This window comes from Loktanella sp. M215 (assembly GCF_021735925.1).
In the GTDB taxonomy this organism is placed as follows: domain Bacteria; phylum Pseudomonadota; class Alphaproteobacteria; order Rhodobacterales; family Rhodobacteraceae; genus Loktanella.
Genome location: NZ_WMEA01000001.1, coordinates 2,356,525 through 2,376,535, shown reverse-complemented (window position 1 = coordinate 2,376,535; position 20,011 = coordinate 2,356,525). Strand labels below are relative to the sequence as shown.

Sequence of the window (20,011 nt, the reverse complement as noted above, 5' to 3'; positions counted from 1 at the left end):
GAATGCTTCAACGTGGATAACGATTACCTGATGGACCGTACTGCCTCATGACAATTTTTAAACGCGAGATCAGCTTGAGCGAAGTATTGGGCACGTACCTGTGCTACACGCCGGGCACGGCAGAGACGGATGAGTTCAGAGCGGACTTGCGGACCCTAAACCACACGTTGCTTCGCGATTCCATCCAAGAGTGCCACCAAGCCGAAAAGGAAAAAGACACGGCAAATGCCGGTTCCAAGAGGCACCTCATTCATCAAGCCTATACGCGAAAGGTAAAGGAACTTGCTGCATTGTATCCTTTCCTTTTTGCGACTGAAAATGCGCTTCGTGCGATTGCGAGTGAATCATATTCCCAGCTTTTCAAGGATGCCTATTGGTGGCGCGACATCCTGTCCGCAGTCAAAGCGGGACAGACTGAAGCCCACTTTCTGGCCAAGGGGGATGGGAAAAAGAGAGTCAGAAATATCCCCGTCAACTCTGCTTTCGTCAGTGCCTGCTTTTTTGCAACCACCAAATTCAGTGTAAAACAGATGAGAACGCTCGAGGACGCCGAGTGCCCGTCGACAAAGTTCTATGACGAGATGACTATCAGACACCTATTTAACTTGATCGACGCCGATCTGAGTCTTTGCCCCATCGGGAACCTGCAGCGTCAGCAATTCAAGAATCACATGATGATCATATGCGATGCGCGGAACGAGGTTTTTCACGGAAATCCTATCAAAAACAGATCATCATTGTTTACCGCTTGTGAGATAGTTCTCGACGCCGCATGTTTCCATCTGGGTGATTTCGACGAGGCATTGAGAAATGCGACTTACACCAGGCAGACGCCATCAAAAAGACGCAACGCAAAACATCTTTTGCCGCCACGTCCGATCGTGAAGGCCGCACAATAGTCAGCTGCTATTTCCGCCACTTGTCGACCGCAATTTATCCCACCACGCTACCAGATCACCCCCACCCTCCTGCTCCCGCCAGCACTTGTACGCCCGCCCTAAATCCAGCGGCACAAGGTCATACCCGGCGCGCTTCAAAGACATGCTGAGCGACGGATTGGAGAACGGCTTATCGTAGCCTTGGCGGCTCGGGAAGACGTAGCCCTCGGTCACGCCATGTGCGAAGCCCGAGACACGTCTGAGGATCTCGATCAATCCATCATGCAGGGCAACCTCGGCCACGACTCCACCGGCCTTCTGCATGGCCGGAAAGCGCAATATCCGGCCCGCCATATCGATCTGTGACCATGTCGCCAGGCGGCACTCCATCGGGTGGCGTGCGGTCAGCAGGCAGAACCGGATCAGCAGGAACGAGGCCGGTCGCCGCGGGTCCTGCTCGATGCGAGAAAGAAAGGCCGGCAATGCATTTAGCAGGGCGCGCCATTCGTGGGCCTGATCAACGCGCACTGGAACGAGCCCGGGTGCCTGCAGCACTTCATCTGACCGCGCCGGGTTTATCTCTAACAGTCCCTCAGCTTCCGCATCAGTGAAGATTTTCACAAGTTCTGCCCGAACCCACCGGGCCGTCTCGCGGCTTGTCTCTGCCAACGCCTCAAGCAGATCCGCCACGGCATCTGACGTGACCGTCGTCAGTGCGCGCCGGCCGATCACGGGGTTCACATGCTTGCGGATCCTCGCGTAAGTCCGCTCTGCCTCGTCCCGACGCGTAGTGACCGCCCGAAGCCGCCTGTACCGGTTGGCGTTGTAGGCCGCGAAGGTGACAACACGGCCCCTGCCCTCTTTCAGGCGTTCAGGCTGACGTTCATCACGCGCAAGGGGATTGCCGCCTGCACGGACCATGTCCCGGTTCGTAATGGCTGCTTTGCGCGCCTGGGCTGGAGTGATGAGATGGGCCGAACCCAAGCCCACATCGCGCCGCCGGCCGTCTATCGTGATCCGCTGGCTCCAGCTTTTGCCGCCGCCCGGGCTGACCGTCAGGATCAGTCCATCCCGGTCGTAGTAGCGTCCCGGGGTTCGGACGCACCGCAAGAAGGCGAGTGTGAGGGGGCCCGAACCCGTCCGAAGCCAGCGGCTTGCAGATCAAGCCCGTCAACGAATGCGTCGATAAACCGGACCACGTTGTCCGGCCCCACATAGTCGTCCACAGAGTCCGGCAAAAGCAGGAGCTGGGACCGATCATCACCTGAAATATGTGCCATGCGGCGCAGAAACGCCGGGTCACAGGCATCGATGGAATTGGTCGTCCACAGTGTCGGGATCGGATTGGTTTCCAGCAACCGGTTCGTGAAGACCTTGGACATTTGCGGTGCCCGAAAGAAGGCGGAATGCGCCCCTCCGAAGAGATCCTCCATTTCGTCAAGTATGAGGATCGTATCCCGCCGCGTGGCCAGCATGCGCCCGGCGAGTCCAAGATCGGTCAGGCGATCGTGGCGTGACGGCTCCTGCCCTTCGTCGTCAGTTTCCCCGATCGTTCGTAGATGCGCACCAAGGTGCTGGGCCAGCACCTTGCAGAACTCGGTCTTGCCGGTGCCCGAGGGACCATAGAGCAAGATATTCACGCCGGCAGTTCCGGTAGCGAGCGCCCGCTCCATGAGGTCGCGGATCAGATCGGCATCTGCACCGAGCCCTGCGAAGTCGCTCCACGCGGCCACGGGCGGTGGCGCTGCACGGAATACCAGATTGATCAGTTCGTCGACGTCACTGACGTCGATCAGCATCGTCACCGCCAGCCTCTGCGACACCGCATAGGGAATGTCCTTGTCGAACCTGCGGCCCGTATCTCGCTTCAAAAGGCCGGATGTATTCAGCCGTCCCGCCTGTCGCAGCGCCATTCTTATCGCCGCCTGATCGACACCACAGAAGCCCGCAGCCAGAAGCGGCATCGTCACCTCCTTCGTGCGCAGGGCCTGATCGACGACGTGCTCGAACATGTCGAACACCTGATAGTAGGCAAAGAAGGCCAGCAGGCGCGTTTCGACAGGATCGAGTGCAAAGTGGGCGCCGAAGCGCTCAACATTCGCTTCGACTGCGTTACTATCATGCGTATCCTGCTCCTGTCGGAGATCGTCCAGCAGCCTGCGGATCTTGCCCCACCACGGCGCGCCGGGTCGCGTGCGGGGCCGTTCAGGGCACTCGACGTTGGTCAGATACTCGATCCAGTCAGGCACTTCCTGCGCAACTTTGCTGCCGGGGCCGAACCGCCCCGCCAGTTGCGCGACCAGATCGAGGGCGAGGAATTTTTCATGGGACATGCTGTTTCTCCGTTGCTGAAGATACATTCATCTACGAACACGTCAGATTCGGACGTAGGTCAGTCCCGCGGCTCGATTTGGGTCGCTATTTCGGGTGACGCACCGCTTCAACTTGCGGTAGCGTCTGACCAAGGCATTGCTGGAACATTCATTGCAGCCTGCCGCGGGCGTCGTTCACTCAGGCGACCGGATCCATAATAAGACGTCATTTTCAAAGGTTCAGCCATGTTCTATCCGTTCGACGTTGCCGACCCCCAGTCCGGACTGCATTATCGCCTGACCGATACACGCCTCGCGGACCTGTCTCTCGCGCCACTTCCGGAACCCTTTGCGCCAGGCAAGGTCATCGCCGCGCAACCGGACCCGGTCTGGGCCGAGAGCTTTGCCAACGCCCCGAGCGAGACCATCGCCGCCGTGTCAGGCGCCCTGCGGGATGTCATTCTCGGGACTGCCACCCTGCAGCCACCGGTCGTCGACGCACTGCCCGACGGGCGAGCGAAACGGCACTTGTCGGCTCTCGTGGCGCTCTGGCGTGACATGGGCGATGCCCTTCCCGAAGGACTCGCCACGGCGCGACACGTGCTGGACCTGCCACATCGCCAGTTCCTCTCGGACCTGCCGGTCGTGGATGGGTCACTCGACCCACTGGCGCCGCCCGCGATCAAGGCCCTGCATGACCGGCTCAAGGCCGAGTTCGGGTCCGTCTTGGCTAAGCCCATGCCGGCGCAGCGATCCGATCGCCTGATTGACGCGGTTCAGTCCGGGCTGACGCGGCCCGACATGCCTCAACTGGCGCAGGACGCGACGCTGGCCGTCTGGGGCCTGCGGGATCCGGCCGCCTGCGCCGATTTTGCCGCCGCCCGCGCGCGGGCGCTGATCGACGACGGTGTGCCCACCCGCCAGATCGCGGTTCTGACGGCAGGCGATCCGCAGGATCTGGCCCGCGCCTTTGCGGCACAGGGCGTGCCCCTGTCCGGCCTGCCCGACGCCCTGCCGTCCCGCGATGTGGTGGGCGAGACGCTGCTGCATATGCTGCTGGCAAAGCGGCCGCCGACCCCTGCGATGGTGCTGGCCGGGCTGTGCCTAACACCGCTGATGCCGTGGGGCGCGCAGACCGGTCGCGATCTGGCCGAAGACGTGATGGGCGGGCATTTCTCGGGTCGTATCCTGGCTGCAGATCCGGAGCATCACGCGCTCTGGACCGACCTGCGTCAGCCAGCCAGCAGTCTGCCGCAACTGCGGCTGTTGCTCGACTTCATCTGCAACCGGCTGCCGCACTCGGATGCGCTTCGCCAACGGATCCTTTCCATGCAGGCAGTTCTGGCCGGCGACGGGCCGCCCGACTGGGACACGATACTGCGGGCCGTGCAGGTCGATGGTCCCGTTGCGGGCGACCCGGTGCGCACACTCGAAGGCGTCAGCCTCTGGTCTGCCCATGAAAGCCCCTGGCGTCCCTGTAAGCACCTGCTGATCGTGGACTTCAGCGAAGGCCTCTATCCCATGCGACCACGCGCCAACGCGCTGTTTCTCGACAGCGAGATCGCGCAGATCGCCGCCACGACCGGCGTGCAGCTATGTGGCCGCACCGAGGGTCTGAACCGCAGCCTCGCGCTGTTCGAGGCACAGCTGGGTGCGGTATCCGACAGCGTGACCTGCCTCGTCCCCTACCGCGATCTGGCAGGCGGGCGACTGGCGCCCTCGGCGGGCCTGTCGCTGATGGGACGGGCCGTCGCCGAATTGAAGGCCGCATCGGACCTGATCGTGGACATATCGCGCGTGCCGCCCGCCGACTGGCCGGTTGCAACCCACCCCGTCTCGCCCTGCCCTGCCCCGTTGCCGGTGCCGGAGGCTTTGTGGTTCAAGGATCACCTGCTGCTGGAACTGCGCCTCGACGACGATGGCGTGTCCCTGCCCCAGTCGCCCAGCCGTCTGGAAAACCTGCTCGTCAGCCCGCTCGCCTGGCTGCTTGATGAGATCGGCGCGGGCGACATGGGCTGGCAGGCGGAAAGCCTCGACATCATGATAAAGGGCAATATCGCCCACCACGTCTTTGAGCACGTCTTTCTGCCCGCGGTTGATATCCCCGACGCCGCAACCTTGGAAGCCGCCCTGCCGGAGGCGTTCGATGCGGCCCTGCGCAAGACCGCTCCCTTCCTGCGCGCCGGCGTGTGGGAGATGGAGCGGGCAACTCTGTTGCGCGAGATCACGGCCGCGGCCCACCGCTGGCGCATCGATCTGATCGCTTTGAACGCCCGCATCCTCGGGAACGAGACTTGGCTTCACGGCAATGCCCACGGCATCCGAATCCGGGGCAAGGCAGACACGATCCTCGGGCTGACCGATGGCACGGTAATCATCGTCGATCACAAGAAAAGCGGGACCGCCGGACGGCGACGGCGGATGAAAAAGGGATGGGATCTACAGGTCGGCCTTTACGGTGCAATGCTCGCCCTCCCGTTCCGGCGCGACGACGACGGACTGGACGCCGTCATCGGTCGCCCGCTCGGCATTGCCTATCACCTGATGAACGACGGCGGCGTGCTGACCAGCGGTGTTGACCTGACGGCGGCAGCCAAGGCGCGCGACATGGGGGATGAGGTGAACATTCACGCCGTGACGCGCCTGACGGAACGTCTGGAGCAGGTCAAGCGTGGGCAGATTGTCTTGAACACCACCTTTGACGAAGACTTTTTTATTAAGGAGGCCGGCTTTACCCCCTACGCGCTGCAGAACTCCCCCCTGATCGCCGCCTTCATGCGCGAGGATGACCAATGAACGCCCCTACCCCGACGCCCCGCACCGCCGATACAGGTCTGACCATCGTCCCCGCCGGGGCCGGTGCGGGCAAGACCCACCGGATCAAGACGACGCTCGCCGACTGGGTCAAGCGCAAGCTGGTCCGCCCCGACCGCATCCTTGCCGTCACCTTCACCGAAGCCGCCGCGAGCGAATTGCGCGAACGGATCAGGGCCGGGCTTCTGGCCGAAGGCCTCGTCTCGGAGGCTCTCGCGGTCGAGCGGGCCTATGTCTCGACCATTCACGGACTCGGACTGCGCCTGCTGACCGAACATGCGCTGGCGGCGGGCGCGTCGCCGCAACCGCGCCATCTGGGCGATGCAGAGCGTGACCTGCTGATCCGGCAGGCCCTCGCGCATGCAAAGGCGCTGGACCCGGTCAAGGCCGACCCGGAACGGTTCGGCTATGTCAACGACTTCGGACGCAGCATCTCAGCAGAGGACGGGTTGCGCGGACGTGTGCTGGCGATGATCGACCTGTTGCGGGGCCTTGGCGATACCGGGCAGGATCCGGGCCTGATCAAGCCTGCGCTGGACCGGCTGGACGTCATCTATGGCGAGGTGCTGGCTGATCCCGAAGCGGCCCGTCAAACTTTGGTCAAAGCTGTCGCAGCCATGCTGGCCAAGTTTCCCGACGGCGTGGCCGAGACCGTGACGTCCGATACGGCGCGGAGTGCGCTTGAACAGAACCTGTCATGGTTCCGCATGGCGCAGACCGATCCCGACCGTCTGACCACAGACTGGACGCTCTGGCAGCGGCTGCGCCAATTGCGCCGGTCAATGCGCGGCAGCGCCCTGCCGGACGGCTATGACGATCTGGCGACCGCCATCATGGAAGCCGCCGATGTCCTGCCGTCCCATCCCGGCCCCCTTGCGGATGCAAGGCTCCACCTGTCCTGCCTGATCGCCTGCGCGCAGGAGGTCATGACCGCCTACGAGAGCCGGAAACGCGCCCTTGGCCTGATCGACTATGCCGACATGATCGCAGGGGCGGAACGCCTGCTGCGCACCCGGCCCGGTGTCCGCGAGGCCGTGTTGGGCGAGATCGACTGCGTGATCATCGACGAGTTCCAGGACACGAACCCGGTGCAGTTCGCGCTGCTGTGGCAGCTTGGCGCCCGCGCCGACCGGACGCTGCTGGTCGGTGACGTGAAGCAGTCCATCATGGGCTTTCAGGGGGCCGACCCGCGCCTGTCCGCGGCCCTGACCGATGCCCACCCGGACGCGACCGACCCGCTCAGCCAGAACTGGCGGTCGACGCCTGCCGTGATGGACTTCGTGAACGCGATGGGGGCTGCTCTGTTCGGGGCTGGCTACAACCCGCTTGCGCCGACCCGCGGACCCGCCGGCGACGTCTCGCTGGAGGTGATGAACATCACGCAGGGCCGTAGCACCCGCAAATACTCAAAACCCCAGGAACACGTCGCCGAGCGGATCGTCCGCATCCTCAAGGACAAGGAGACGATCACCGACCGGCACAGCGGCGTCACGCGCGCCGCGCGTCCGTCCGACATCGCCTTGCTGGTCTGTCGCCATACCACCGCAGGCCGCTACGCCGAAGAGCTGCGCCTGCGCGGTGTGCCTGTCCGGATCAGCGAAGACGGCTGGAGCACCAGCGCTGTCGTTCAGGCCGCGCGCGCCGCGCTGTCCTATGCGGCGAACCCGACCGATATCCATGCGGCGTTGCTGCTCCGGACGCTCGGCCCCGATCCCCTCAGCTTGCAGGACGCCGTGACGCAGCAGTTGGACGACCGCCTGTCTGAAGATGCTGCGCTGATGCGCCTTGCCGGGCTGTCAGGGTCGCTGGCCAGCCTGCCTGTCGCGACGGGTCTGAACCTGATCCTCGACGCCGCCGATCTGCGCCATTGGGCCGAAAGCCTGCCGGACCCCGCACAGGCCCGCGCCGATCTGCTGCGGCTGGAGGCCGAAGCGCAAGAGTTCGACGGGGCCCACCGGGACCTGAAGGCCGCCGCCGGGTTCCACGGCAGCACGGTCAAGGTCTTCCTCGGCTGGCTCGACAGCCGCACCGGCGACCGCGACGCCGACCGCCGCCCCGATCCCGCCGGCGACAGCGCCGAGGCGGTCGAGATCGTGACATGGCACGGATCAAAGGGCCGCGAATGGCCGATCACCGTCGTGGCAGAGTTCGACCACGCTATCGCAGACTGGCCCGGCACGACGCAGGCCCGGTTTGACGCGCTCGACCGGATCGACGACATGAACGCGGTGCTGGCCTCTGCGGCACTCGTCCATATTCCTGTTCTTGCAGCACCGGAAGCGCAGCGCCGTTTCATCGAGGACCGCCGCGCGGACTTTGAAGCCAACGCGCGCAACCTGCTTTACGTGGCACTGACCCGCGCCCGCGATCGGCTGATCATCGAATGGCCCGGCTTCATAAAGGAACGGCCAGAGGATGCGCCGGAAGCCACCTGCCTGTTCCACGTCTTCGCCGACGCCTGCAGTCCGGCGGTCGGCTCTGGCGCATTGACCCTTGGCAAGATTTCCTGCCCCGCCACGGTCCACCAGATGCCGGAACAGGCGGCGCTGACCGAACGCGACGCCATTGACGGTGCCGACCACCTCCGCTTCGGCACCGCGTTGCCGCTGGAACAGATCGCGACCACGCCGTGGCGTCTGCAGCCGTCAAAGACCACCGCCAGCGCAGCGCCCGACAGCCACACCCATCGGCTGGGCGACGCCTGGCCTTCGACCCTGAGCACGGCGGATCGAGGCACGGCGCTGCATCTGGCCATGGCGACCTGCCTGACCCGGCCCGACCTGATCGAGCGCCTGCCGGATGCGACCGGCCTGCCAGCCGACACCATCGCGCCGATCATGGACCGCGCGACAGCACTGCGGCGATGGCTGTCCGATCAGGGCTACGACGATCTGATCTGCGAAATCCCCGTCCTCGGCCACACCCCTGCCGGGGCCGAGGTGCCGGGCACGATTGACCTGTTAGCGCGGGGGGCCGCAGGCTGTCTGCTGGTCGATCACAAGAGCGGCGGCAGCGGTGCCGGCGTCGGTCCATACTGGGGCCAGCTGTCGGCTTACGCCGATCTCGTCGCTACCCATTTCCCGACTCATCCCATACGCGGTGTCGCTGTTCATTGGATGGACCACGGCACGGTCGAACTTGTCCATATGAGCATCAGCGTGACATCGGGTGCGCAGTAACACACGACTTCGGACAATAGGAAAAGAAGCGGCATGGCATTGATGGAAAGCTGCAGCACCTTAGCCTCAGAAGGACTCGGGTTCCTCCGTCGGCAGCAGGATCTGGGGCTTGGTGGTGGCGTCAGGCATTACAACGATCGGTCGGTGCCGGGCCTCAGTGGCCTCTGGTAGCTTTCGTAGCTCATTCGTGCATTCCTTGAGTGAAACAGCGGCACGTCGCAACCAGCCCACTTCCGTTGCAAGACTTATCTTACAACACAAGCGAAAGTAGCAATTTTACTTCCGGTTGTTCATTTTTAATTTTGAAAAACACGAACCTAAATGGCGATCAGATATGAAAATGGCGACACTCGCCATAGCTTGGATGTGAAAAAATGACGATTAAGTCGATTAAGATGAACAATAAGGAAGTCGACGCGGCAATCTTTCAGCTCGTCGGTGATCAGAGTGGCTGTGTTAAAGCACTCGCCGCGCTGATGAAGGTCGAGACGAAAACGATCAACGACTGGAGCAACAAAAGGCTTCCTCGCAAACGTGCGATCCAGATACTCGCACTGGCTGCTGCGAAGGACGCGAAAGAAGAGCAAGACATTATCTGTGACGGCCGGTACTGGTCCGTCGGCGTGGCAGAATTCCGTGAACGCGATCCCAAGATACTCAATGAGGTTGTCGTTACGCGGTTCAAGAAGCCATCACTCGCGGTGATTTTGTCACAGAGTGAAGTGTCGGGCCCCATGAACACTATCCGGCCAGCATTTAATAAGCCGAAGTATATTTGGCTTTCTGAAAAGCCTGACTCGGCCCTCGCCGAAAAGCTTGAAGCTGCTGGCGAGTGGCGCGCTCGAGAGCACATCTCGAGGATCTCAAACAACAGTCAGTTCAAGTATGCGGTTGAGAGGATGAAGAAACACGCAATTGAGCAAACGGGTTTCGAGCAGCATGACTTCGAGTTGATGAAGCTGGCTGGCATCATGTCCGAAGCTTCAGCGGAAGTCCGGACACCTGAGGGGTTGAAGGCGGAACGCCAGCGCGTCTTGAGTGGTCTCGTCAGTGAGTTGCGTGGCTGTGAAAATGAATCTGTCGATGCGGCCCTTGCCCGAGGTGAGCGGATCGGTGGTTTGCGCGCTGCGATGAAATACCTTGATCTCCTGGATGGTCATAGGGGTGAGTCCATTGATATGTTCGAAAGCGACGTCGCGAAGCTCATGGCGACAAATCAAAGCAGAGATATGTGTGTAGGAAGAGAACGTAAGTGGTGATAAGTCACGGCGGTTCTTGCTATTCGCCAGCTGCATTCATGGCCGCGAGGATCAAGCAGACACAGATGAACGGCGGGACCGCGACCCACCCCGACAGCAACATCAAGATCGACAGCACGAGACCCAACATCGCGATGCCGATGCCGGCGATGAGGAGCAGCATGACAGCAAGGGCGGCGAGTCCATCCAGGCTGAAGGCGACTGACATCATGACGACATGAAAGCCGGTCGCAGCGATGAGCAGCACGAAGGCCAAGGCCAGGCTCCCTCCCCCACCGCCATAACTGTCGTTGCCGATCATGACGCTGTAGTAGTTCGCGAACGCTGCGATGGCTGTCAGCGGCGACAGGGCTGCCGCTAGGTAAGTAAAGACGTAGGTCATGGAACGATCCTTGTATTATTCGCATTATCATGCGCATACGTCTGGCGGTACTGTCAATGCGAAAAAGAAAAGGCGACGCTGAAGCGCCGCCCTTTATCGTTTCACCCGACTTTTGGTCAGGCTGCGTCTTCGCTAAAAACGCTGACCCACTCGGACCGTTTCGCCTCGATGTCGCGGTTTGGGCAGTGCTCGTCGTCAAGAAAGATGTTCGACCGGAATGTGATCCCATGGTCGGGATGGACGATGATCAGCTTCTGCGACGGCTCGTTCGCACGCACCCGCAGCATGCGGACGGCATACTCATCAGGGCCCTTCAGCGACCCGCAGACGGTCACCTCCGGCAGGTCCAGCGACTGGTGCCAATGGCCGATGATCAGATGGCCGACCGGCTTGTCCAGGCTGCTGAGGCTCTTCATCGTCTTTAGGCTGCCGCGCATGATGGGGCCGATCGCACCGATCACGCCATCGCCACCCTTGGCACCTAGCATGTCACCGTGGGTCAGCAGGAACGTCGTGCCATAGACGTTGAAGTGCGTCTTGCCGCTGTCGTTCACCACGACGCAGATCCGGTTGTCATGTATGAAGAAGTCGCGAACCAAGGTGTAGATCAGGTAGTCGATGTTGCGCTTCGCATATCCCTTGGCGCGGGCCTTACGGTCGAATACGCGGCCGTGGTTGCCGACTGCTCAAGGCACGAATACCCGGCCGAATTCGTCGGCCAGCTGTGCGATCGCGTTGACGATCAGATCGCGTGCGGTGTTGTCACCGGATCGCGTTGTTCAGCGTGAACTACTTATAGCTTTATATATTTCACTTCCCCATATTTTGAGGGGTTGGACAGTTCAGTTTCATTTTGACTACAAATTTCTGTAGGGCAAATCACGAAGGCTGCTTATTCGAAGAGATTCTTTCTGACCTCACCCCCGAAACGGAATTCCTGGCGGGAGCCAAACTGCATTGGCTTCATCCACCGGTATCCTCGCACCGTAAAGGATACGCCATTGATGAATCTTTCTACTTCCAGGTAAGTAGTTGGGGTTGCTAATAGATGTGTATTCAAGTCCATCAAGTTTATCTGCCGTCAATTCATAGACGTACTCCGTCGGATTCGGCAAACGTAGAAAGCTATAGATGACCGCGCCACCTGTCATACTGTCCGAGTGAAGTCCTAGGGCCGCTCTGATTTCCAATGCATCCATACCCTTGATAAATTGAGCGACGGTAAAATAACCGTCAACTCCCATACCTGTCCTCCCGACCGGGAGGCGCGGACCGCAAGCAACTTCCGCAGCTTGTACTTTGACCAAACGACTTGGACCGACCAAACACCATCTCTCGCGACGCATTTCAATGTCGATCTCTTTATTATAATCTTCACGGGCCATTATACTCACAGTCATCCAATTGAAAATTCAATGCTCGCGGGCTAAAATTTCAAACCGTAGCCAATTTCCGCGAACATTTGCCCATCTGCGCTGCCGGTGAAGTCGCGTGACACATCGATGGACAAGCTGTCGTTGCCCAGGATCTCGCGGCTGTAGCCCAGTGTGATGTGCTGCGACGAGAGACAAAGAGCGCAGAGGACATCCTTGCCCCCGAACGCCGCGCACTGGACGCGCTGGATCAAATCCCGGGAAACAGGTAGGAAATGTCAGACTCAGAACACTAGGGCATCTCGGCGATCAGCATGCTGCTGGTGACGGTGCCGATCCCGGAAACGGAACGCAGGATTGCGACAGTCGTAGCCAGTTCCTCATCAGAAGCCATAGCCAGCGATAATCGCCTGATTACCAGCAATATCTAAACGTGGATGTTGAAACGCCCGTCCGCTTCAATAGGAATGCGGGTGTCGAAACCGCCAAGACGCTGGTTGGAATGAGAGCCCCAAAGTCTTGTCATTGGACCCGTTGTTTGACCGCCATCAGTTTCGAAATGAAACAGTAGAAAGCCTTTTCCGTATCCGTCATAAATGAATATCTCGCCATTCGGGAAATTATCACCAAACACCTTGCCACTCAATACTATCTGACGGCCGGTGAAATTGGCCGTAACTTCGACCTGAGTGTCGATCTCTGGTGCACCAGGCATCATCGGGTTTGATCCAGCAGACGAAACGTGAAAACGAACACTCTCAATATTTTTCGCGGAGACCTTTACCGAACACTGTACATTTGATGAATGCCTACCAAGAAGCCGTTCGATGCGATTTCCAAGGGCCGGATAGGAAGTGCCAGAGGTTGAGGCAACAGCGGGTCCAACATGACATGGGCCAAAACTGATTCCGAGGGTTGTTCGTGCTGTGTCGCTCATGAGTATCGAAGGACCGGTGCGATTGTCTCCCTCGAACCCGCCACCAAATGTCTTGAACGGCGCATAGCGTCTGCACCACAAGGAATAAATCATTCACGTCGCCCCAAATCCAATATTTGCCAGTCCACAAATTCCGTTCTGGTAGAGCGCAGGGTTCGAAAACTGCCTTCACCGACATTCCCTCGAGTGTCCTGCTATTGGGCGTCAAGAAAGCGTGATTAGGCCAGCAGATCAAGCGTTCTTCGTGTTGATCTGCACTTTATGCAGGCGTGGTGCGCACATTCCAGTGACGGCACTGATTGAAGTGAGAGGGGGTCTGCAGCCAACGCCTTCTCAGCGGTGCGCCGAGGCTCCAGGAAGCTCGGCAGATAGCTGCCTTTACGCAGCTTCGGGATCTCCAGCGAGATCCGCCCCGCACGCGTATCCCAATCCCGTTCCCGGTAACCGTTGCGCTGGACCTCGCGCAGGGGCGAGCGCATGCCCTTTGCCACACCCGTGTGCAGTTCCACCTCCACCTCCATGATCCGCTCAGCTGCGTAGGACAGCATCTCGCGCACCAGATCCGTGTCGGCCTGCTTTTCAATCAGCGCGATCAGCGCCATTCTGTCGTCGGTCATCGTCGTCTTCTCCGGTTATGGTTACAGGTCTCGCAACCCGAACCTTCTCCGAAAATCGGCGGTGACCGCCAGCATTACCGCCGGCCGCGCGCTGCGCTACGCCGGAGGCTCCGCGCGCGGCCTCTTAGGCTGACACACCTTCCAAATCACCCCGTCTCACATCGATCTACCGACGCGCAATTTGTTTGCGCGTCCGATCATGTCTTCACCTTCAAACAGGAGCCGTGTGCAGTGCTGCACGCGGTCAGCTGCGCGATCGAATTGATGATCAGATCACGTGCGGCGATCGCGCTGACGATGACGCCCATCTCGTCGCTCTCCGCCAGCTCCGGATGGATGCCGCCGCTCGCCATGTCGCCACCCAGGGCGCAGATGATGCCCGGGTATTCGAGGTCCGCAAAGGCGTGGCGGGTCAACTCGATCATCCGGTCGATGGTGGCCTGCACGCGCTGTTCAGCGACCGACGTGTTGCACGCGTACCCGCCGGCCTCCGACGGCGTCACAACCTCGCCGAGGTGCCAGTCAGTGAGCACGACGATGGGCGCCGAGGGCGCTTTTAAGTCGAGCTGCCAACATCATCCCGGGTCTAAGCACAATCCGAGACCGGCGTCTCGATGGTGGCGTCGATCACAGATGAGATGCGCAGTTCGTCATTCAGCTGGCGCTCTGCATCCGCATTGCAGCGCTGTGCGGCGTTCAGCTTTTCGCGCATCTTCGTCATGTCGCCTGATGATGAAGTGGCGATGTCTGCGCTGAAGACGTTTTCGTAACGCTCGTACTCGACGCCGATCGACTTGAAGCGCAGCAGCAGGTCGGGTGCGATCCCAAGGTGGATCATGCAGGCGACTGCGCGGTGGAGTGCTTGCTTGCCCAGACCTGAACGGCGTGTCGCTTCGCTCAGGCTGATGATATCCGCATTCAAGGCGGTGATGATCGAGGCTGCGATGCGATCGTCGCTCGCGAAGATGGTGGAGGTCTTGTTCATTGTCGTGCTCCGGTGTGCGGGGTCATTCCCTTGCAACGAGATTCACATTTGCTGAGGATTTGAGCGCGTCGAAGGATGTATCGAAACCGGAAGTTTTTGCGTCAAAACGAACAAAGGGCCGCGAAGGCCCTTTATTTTATAGCGACAATTGATTGTGGAGCTTCCGCATTTAAATGTCGCGTGCGAACCTATTCAGCCAGCGAGACAGAAAACGGGTGCGTGACGGATAGAAGATGTGGCCAAGTACAGACCACTGGCCGCGTTCATCCTCCGGCAGGCTGAGGTGCCAGGCTTTCAGGTGCAGGTAAATTGGGACGGCCGGCAATCCTTTGAAGACGATGTCCAAGTAGTTCACGCTGAACAACACGATCCGGCGACAAGTTAGCAGTTTGCCGGCCTGATCCTGTCCGTTGCGGCGGCGCATAATGCGGTCAGGATGAGGGACAACAAAGCCCTGAGGTGGGCCAGGATCTTGCGGATGTTGTGGCCGCAACCACAGAGCACGGCGAAGACCGCATCGCCGAACGTCCCCTTGAGCGGGCATCGCGACAGACGTCCGTCAGTTTTCATGTGTCCAATCTCTGGTTCTATGGCGCTGCGCCGCCTCAGCAGTGTCTTCAACTTTGGCGTCAGGCCCCGGCGCGTGCCGCTGATCAGCACTTTTGTCGTCGATACACCGTGGCCGCGATAGCCGCGGTCCACGACGGCCAGATCCGGAGACCGACCGGTCAGGATCGCGACCTGCTCCAGGGCTTCGGGCAAAGTATGCCCATCGTAGGGATTGCCCGGCAGGGCGCGCATGCCGACGACGAAGCCCTCGTCGATGGTAGTGGCCAGGCTGACCTTGGTCCCGAACTCATAGCGCTTGCGGGCCTTGCCTTTGGAGATGCAGTCGACCTCGGGTTCATGCAGGGCGTAAATCTTGCCATGGCTCTTTGGGTTCTGATGCAGCAGGCGACTGACGAGCACGAGGGTGTCCAGAGCACGCTCACGGAAGGCGCCACCCGGAATTTTCTCGAGCTGACGGCGGATGTCGCGCAGGATGCGGCCGGTGTAGCCCTTCAACTTTTTTCAGGGCTTTGCGCATGCGCTTGAATTGCCGGGCGTGGGCGTAGCGCCCGATCTGCATTGCGAGGCGGGGTGCCAGTCGATTGTAGTTCTGCCGCAGCGTGATCTCGCCTTCTTGGGCCAAGGCCACAAGCTGGCGACGTGCCTTTTCATACAGGCGCGCATCCGTTGGATGCGCGATGTTCTTCTCCATCACCGTCGTGTCCACGGCAATGCGCGCGAGACTGCGATCCTCCACGGCCCCGGACGTGACCCCAGCTTCAATCGTCTTGGTCAGCAGCCACTCGGCCCCTTCCTCTCCGATCAGCTGACGCCAGCGGGTCAAGCAGGACGGATCGACAGGGGGCGGTGCTGGAAGAATGTCTCACCGGTGAAGTGCTGGTAGTAAGGGTTCTCGACCCATCGGGCGACGACGGCGTCGTCGGACAGACGATAGGCATGTTGGAGATACAGCAGCCCCGCGACCAGGCGCGGCGATGTTGCTGGCCGCCCTGTCGTGGCGGGAAAGAAACTGGCCCATTCGGTTTCGAAGAACTCCCAGTCAATCAGCTTTTCCAGTTTCGCCAATGCGTGGCGAAGATCGATCATCTCAGTCAGGCGGGGACGCAGGAGATCGTCCTGCTCGTCAGTGCGGGGATGAGGCTTCATCTCGGCTCCGGAATTTGCAAGGTTTCGCGACCCAGCATACGAAACCCTGCAATTATCTGCCACAGTTTTTACGAAATCTACGAGCAAAATCATACGCTTGTGACTTATTCAGGGCGAACCAAGTAATAGCCAGCGACCTGCATCATATGCGGATCAACGAGGCCGGCCCGCGGGAGCGTCTTCGCAGCGATCTGCGAAAAAAAGGTGTTCAGGCCCGCTGCGAGGAATCCGAGAACGATCGCCATTGCGAGTGCGCGGGACGCGGGGTCTCGAGCGTACACCACGCGGGGCCAGAAGGCGTAGCAACCGGCGATGGACATGATCCGCAGGACAAGGTTCACGGAGAGAGAAACGAGAGGGCCGATGTCAGCGAGCATGGAGAATGTCTTTCGATGAGTTTATGAAGACGGTGAGCAGGCGGTCGTTTGCGGCGAGCGCACGGTCGAGACGAGCTGTCGACCTTTCAGACATGGAAACCGCGTCCTTGATCTCGTCGCTGACCGGCGCAGCAAAAATGGGTGATAATAGCCAAAGCTTCGTGTGCGGTCACCGCGACCAAGGGTGCGACGGATTTCGTCGGTGAGGGCGCGGTGAGCGTCTGCGAGGGACTGCATGGGCTTGTTAGTGCCGTCTATCGGTGCTGCCAGTTTTTCGCTGTTTGAGGCGTTTTCGATGATCGTCCGGACGAACTCGCCTCGCTGTTCGATCGGGCGAAGGCTATGTGCCTCTTCGATTTGTAGAGATAAATGATCACGAGCAGGGCAATTGCAAGCAGTGCGCCCTGTTGAGCGACAACCATCTTGGCCGGTAGCGACAGCCAGCTTGGCCGGTGGGGCTGAACGGAAGACGGGCTTGCCCGTCTGGAGTGCAGCCCCACCGGCCTGATTGATTTTGGGAATAGGTGCTGGTCGCTGTGGGTTGGTAAACCGGGATCCTCTGCCGTCAAACGGAGGATCCGTATTGGCCTACAAACCCATCACCGACCAGCAAGTGAGATTGTATATGACCGACCTCCAAAATCATAGCCAGCGCACCGCGGCCGCCCGTGCGGGCTTCAGCGAACGGACTGCCCGACGTTTCGATGTCGACCCCACCCTGCCTTCCAACCGCAAGAATATTCACGGACGCACGGTGCCCGATCCTCTTGAAGGTTACTGGAAGACGGAGCTTCTCCCTTTGCTGGAGAAGGATAGTGCATTGCAGGCGGTCACCCTGCTGCGTCACCTTCAGACTGAGCATCCAGTGGCGTTTCCGGACGATCGTATCCGGCGGACTCTGGAGCGGCGAGTGCGGCAGTGGCGGGCGCTGAACGGCCCCGAGCGCGATATCATCTTCCGTCAGACACCCGAGCCGGGATACATGGCACAGTCTGACTTCACCCATGCCGAAGAGCTGGGCATCACGATTGCAGGGCAGCCGTTTCCGCACCTGCTTTACCACTTCGTCATGGTCTACAGCCGCTGGGAGCACGTTGGCGTGGTTCTTGGAGGGGAAAGCTACACAGCGTTGGCCGAGAACCTCCAGCAAGCCCTCTGGTCCCTGGGCGGCGTGCCGCAAAACCACCGCACCGATAGCCTTTCCGCTGCTTTCCGCAACCTGACCGCCGATCAGCGCGAGGACATGACACAGCGCTATGACGCCTTCATTGGCCACTATGGCATGCAAGCCAGCCGCAACAACCGGGGTGAGGCCCACGAGAACGGGGCAGTGGAATCCCAGAACAGGCATCTCAAGAGAGCCATGGATCAGGCTCTGATCCTGCGCGGCAGTCGTGACTTCGTATGCGTCGAAGATTACCGCCGGTTTGTTGATACCTTGGTGGCACGGCGCAACCGTCAGCGGGTCGATGCGGTTCAGGCAGAGCGGACCCACCTGAAGCACCTGCCACAGCGGCGCACGACAGACTTTACCGAGATCGTGGTGCCGGTCACACGGACGGGCGGCTTCCTGGTCAAAAGCATCTTCTACAGCGCACCGTCACAGCTGATCGGTCAGCGCCTGCGTGTTCATCTCTACGATGATCGCATCGAGGCGTTTCTCGGTGGCACCCTGGTCGTCAGTCACCCCCGGGCTCGTCGGCGCGGCGACGGACATCGCGTCCACGTCATCAACTACCATCACGTGATCCATGCCTTGCGGCGCAAACCACAGGCCCTGTGGAATTCGATCTATCGCGATAGCCTGTTTCCACGGACCGAATACGCCGACGCGTGGAAGGTATTGCAGCGGGACCTACCAAGGCAGGAGGCCTGCCGCCGGATGGTCGATCTGCTCTTCATCGCCCATGACCAGGCCTGCGAGGTGGAACTGGCATATCTCCTTGCAGCAGAGCTCGACGCAGGCCTGGTGCCGGATCCTGAGGCGCTGACATTGCGGCTGACTCCAAGGCACATGACGTTGCCTGCGGATGTCGCTGTCGCGCATCCCTCGCTGGACAGCTTCGATGCGCTACTGGGAGCCAGCGCATGACCGCCCGCGAGATCAACATTCACACACTGCCCAGCATGTTGACTGCGTTGCGGTTGCCGAGCTTCCACAAGCTCTGGGCCGAGATCGCGACCCGCGCCGATACTGAAGGCTGGCCCGCCGCCCGTTTCCTTGCCGTGCTGGCGGAATATGAACTGGCGGAGCGGGACATGCGCCGGATCCGGCGCCATCTGAACGAGGCGCAACTCCCCGTAGGCAAAACGCTGGCAACCTTCGACTTCAAAGCCATGCCCACCTTGCCACGTGCCCGCGTCGAAGCCTTAGCGGCCGGGGATTGGTTGGACGGTGGCAGCAACCTGATTGCCATCGGTAATTCCGGTACCGGAAAGACTCATATCTTGTCCGCTGTCGGTCACGCCCTGATCGAAGCCGGGCATCGCGTCTTCTACTCCCGGACCAGCGATCTGGTGCAACGGCTTCAGGCTGCAAGACGCGATCTTGTTCTCGAAGCGGCCCTCGCCAAACTCGACAAGTTCGACCTCATCATCCTCGACGACATCACCTACGCCCACAAGGATCAGGCCGAAACCGGTGTCCTCTTTGAACTGATCGCCCGGCGCTACGAATATCGCAGCATTGCCATCGCAGCCAATCAGCCCTTCAGCGGCTGGGATCAAATCTTCCCTGACAAGGCCATGACCGTCGCGGCTATCGATCGCCTCGTCCATCACGCAAGCATCCTCGAGATGAATGCCGAAAGCTTCCGTCAGCGGGCCGCCGCCTCGAACCAGAGAGCGCAGGCCGAAGCACCAGCGACAACCATTACCGACAACCAAAACGAAGGAGAAACCTAACCCAAAACACTGAACGACACGCCAACCTCAGCGGCTTCAGAACCGGCCAACATGGTTGTCGCTCGCGGACAAGGTGGTTGACGCTCTACAGCGCCCAGCAATCCCGCTTCTGCAATCTGTTCGAGAAAAATCATATAATTGCGGATCTCCGGCGTGTGCTCAACATAGCACACACGATTTTCAAGAAGATCAGGTGCTGCGTGTCGCGCAGTGGTTAAGGTGCCTGCGGCGCTTGGGTCAGGTGGGGTGAAAAATCAGGAGAAGTTTTGATGAGAGTT

Annotated in this window: 16 protein-coding genes and 2 pseudogenes; 6 read left to right on the top strand and 12 right to left on the bottom strand. The window is 60.4% G+C overall.

Features of this window, described 5'->3' with window-relative positions:
* Positions 1 to 47 precede the first annotated feature (47 nt).
* Entirely contained in the window at positions 48 to 899 is an 852-nt protein-coding gene (locus tag GLR48_RS11635) for a hypothetical protein (RefSeq protein WP_237061568.1), read from the top strand.
* Here GLR48_RS11635 and GLR48_RS11630 read toward each other — a convergent pair whose 3' ends face one another.
* Positions 900 to 1,988: a tyrosine-type recombinase/integrase gene (locus tag GLR48_RS11630; protein ID WP_237061567.1), complete on the bottom strand. Its 1,089-nt coding sequence runs from the start codon at positions 1,986 to 1,988 to the stop codon at positions 900 to 902.
* Entirely contained in the window at positions 1,940 to 3,238 is a 1,299-nt protein-coding gene (locus tag GLR48_RS26065) for an AAA family ATPase (RefSeq protein WP_442915788.1), read from the bottom strand. Before GLR48_RS26065 ends, GLR48_RS11630 begins: the two co-directional genes overlap by 49 nt.
* 198 nt (positions 3,239 to 3,436) lie before the next feature.
* Here GLR48_RS26065 and GLR48_RS11620 point away from each other — a divergent pair, with 198 nt between their 5' ends.
* The 3 genes from GLR48_RS11620 to GLR48_RS11610 all read left to right on the top strand — a co-directional run bounded on the left by GLR48_RS11620 (position 3,437) and on the right by GLR48_RS11610 (position 10,442).
* Complete coding sequence (locus GLR48_RS11620; RefSeq protein ID WP_237061564.1) at positions 3,437 to 5,986, top strand: PD-(D/E)XK nuclease family protein; 2,550 nt, start codon at positions 3,437 to 3,439, stop codon at positions 5,984 to 5,986.
* Positions 5,983 to 9,183, top strand: coding sequence for a UvrD-helicase domain-containing protein (locus tag GLR48_RS11615; RefSeq protein WP_237061562.1), 3,201 nt, complete (start codon positions 5,983 to 5,985; stop codon positions 9,181 to 9,183). The genes GLR48_RS11620 and GLR48_RS11615 overlap by 4 nt, the downstream gene beginning before the upstream one ends.
* Before the next feature lie 395 nt (positions 9,184 to 9,578).
* Positions 9,579 to 10,442, top strand: a complete 864-nt coding sequence (locus GLR48_RS11610) for a hypothetical protein (protein ID WP_237061560.1) — start codon at positions 9,579 to 9,581, stop codon at positions 10,440 to 10,442.
* 19 nt (positions 10,443 to 10,461) lie between these two features.
* On the opposite strand, the gene GLR48_RS11605 is transcribed toward GLR48_RS11610, so the two are convergent.
* From GLR48_RS11605 to GLR48_RS11560, 10 genes and pseudogenes are all read right to left on the bottom strand, one after another.
* A complete protein-coding gene (locus GLR48_RS11605) occupies positions 10,462 to 10,824 on the bottom strand; it encodes a hypothetical protein (protein ID WP_237061558.1) in 363 nt (120 codons plus the stop codon).
* 116 nt (positions 10,825 to 10,940) lie between these two features.
* On the bottom strand, positions 10,941 to 11,423 hold the full coding sequence (locus tag GLR48_RS11600; RefSeq protein WP_237061557.1) for a hypothetical protein: 483 nt from the start codon (positions 11,421 to 11,423) through the stop codon (positions 10,941 to 10,943).
* A gap of 318 nt (positions 11,424 to 11,741) precedes the next feature.
* A complete protein-coding gene (locus tag GLR48_RS11595; RefSeq protein WP_237061556.1) occupies positions 11,742 to 12,209 on the bottom strand; it encodes a hypothetical protein in 468 nt (155 codons plus the stop codon).
* Positions 12,210 to 12,250: 41 nt separating this feature from the next.
* Positions 12,251 to 12,451, bottom strand: a complete 201-nt coding sequence (locus GLR48_RS11590; protein ID WP_237061555.1) for a hypothetical protein — start codon at positions 12,449 to 12,451, stop codon at positions 12,251 to 12,253.
* A 173-nt stretch (positions 12,452 to 12,624) separates the two neighbouring features.
* A complete protein-coding gene (locus GLR48_RS11585; protein WP_237061553.1) occupies positions 12,625 to 13,227 on the bottom strand; it encodes a hypothetical protein in 603 nt (200 codons plus the stop codon).
* A 224-nt stretch (positions 13,228 to 13,451) separates the two neighbouring features.
* A pseudogene (locus GLR48_RS11580) lies at positions 13,452 to 13,751 on the bottom strand (transposase); the annotation flags it as partial.
* 197 nt (positions 13,752 to 13,948) lie between these two features.
* Complete coding sequence (locus GLR48_RS11575) at positions 13,949 to 14,284, bottom strand: hypothetical protein (RefSeq protein ID WP_237061552.1); 336 nt, start codon at positions 14,282 to 14,284, stop codon at positions 13,949 to 13,951.
* A 53-nt stretch (positions 14,285 to 14,337) separates the two neighbouring features.
* A complete protein-coding gene (locus tag GLR48_RS11570; protein WP_237061551.1) occupies positions 14,338 to 14,736 on the bottom strand; it encodes a hypothetical protein in 399 nt (132 codons plus the stop codon).
* Positions 14,737 to 15,117: 381 nt separating this feature from the next.
* Positions 15,118 to 16,452, bottom strand: a pseudogene (locus GLR48_RS11565) (IS5 family transposase).
* A gap of 104 nt (positions 16,453 to 16,556) precedes the next feature.
* The gene (locus tag GLR48_RS11560) at positions 16,557 to 16,829 is read right to left on the bottom strand and encodes a hypothetical protein (protein WP_237061549.1); all 273 of its coding nucleotides are present in this window, start codon (positions 16,827 to 16,829) and stop codon (positions 16,557 to 16,559) included.
* Positions 16,830 to 17,412: 583 nt separating this feature from the next.
* Here GLR48_RS11560 and istA point away from each other — a divergent pair.
* Positions 17,413 to 18,921 carry an IS21 family transposase gene (gene istA, locus GLR48_RS11555; protein ID WP_237061547.1) on the top strand — a complete coding sequence of 503 codons (1,509 nt, stop codon included), beginning with the start codon at positions 17,413 to 17,415 and terminating at the stop codon, positions 18,919 to 18,921.
* Complete coding sequence (gene istB, locus GLR48_RS11550; protein ID WP_237061545.1) at positions 18,918 to 19,733, top strand: IS21-like element helper ATPase IstB; 816 nt, start codon at positions 18,918 to 18,920, stop codon at positions 19,731 to 19,733. The genes istA and istB overlap by 4 nt, the downstream gene beginning before the upstream one ends.
* The last annotated feature ends 278 nt before the right edge of the window (positions 19,734 to 20,011 follow it).

Bases quoted from the DNA above. Each gene is read 5' to 3' on its own strand.
- istB (WP_237061545.1), top strand. From the start codon at position 18,918: ATGACCGCCCGCGAGATCAACATTCACACACTGCCCAGCATGTTGACT.
- GLR48_RS11585 (WP_237061553.1), bottom strand. From the start codon at position 13,227: ATGATTTATTCCTTGTGGTGCAGACGCTATGCGCCGTTCAAGACATTT.
- GLR48_RS11635 (WP_237061568.1), top strand. From the start codon at position 48: ATGACAATTTTTAAACGCGAGATCAGCTTGAGCGAAGTATTGGGCACG.
- GLR48_RS11610 (WP_237061560.1), top strand. From the start codon at position 9,579: ATGAACAATAAGGAAGTCGACGCGGCAATCTTTCAGCTCGTCGGTGAT.
- GLR48_RS11560 (WP_237061549.1), bottom strand. From the start codon at position 16,829: ATGCTCGCTGACATCGGCCCTCTCGTTTCTCTCTCCGTGAACCTTGTC.
- GLR48_RS11615 (WP_237061562.1), top strand. From the start codon at position 5,983: ATGAACGCCCCTACCCCGACGCCCCGCACCGCCGATACAGGTCTGACC.
- GLR48_RS11595 (WP_237061556.1), bottom strand. From the start codon at position 12,209: ATGGCCCGTGAAGATTATAATAAAGAGATCGACATTGAAATGCGTCGC.
- GLR48_RS11620 (WP_237061564.1), top strand. From the start codon at position 3,437: ATGTTCTATCCGTTCGACGTTGCCGACCCCCAGTCCGGACTGCATTAT.
- GLR48_RS26065 (WP_442915788.1), bottom strand. From the start codon at position 3,238: ATGTATCTTCAGCAACGGAGAAACAGCATGTCCCATGAAAAATTCCTC.
- GLR48_RS11570 (WP_237061551.1), bottom strand. From the start codon at position 14,736: ATGAACAAGACCTCCACCATCTTCGCGAGCGACGATCGCATCGCAGCC.
- GLR48_RS11605 (WP_237061558.1), bottom strand. From the start codon at position 10,824: ATGACCTACGTCTTTACTTACCTAGCGGCAGCCCTGTCGCCGCTGACA.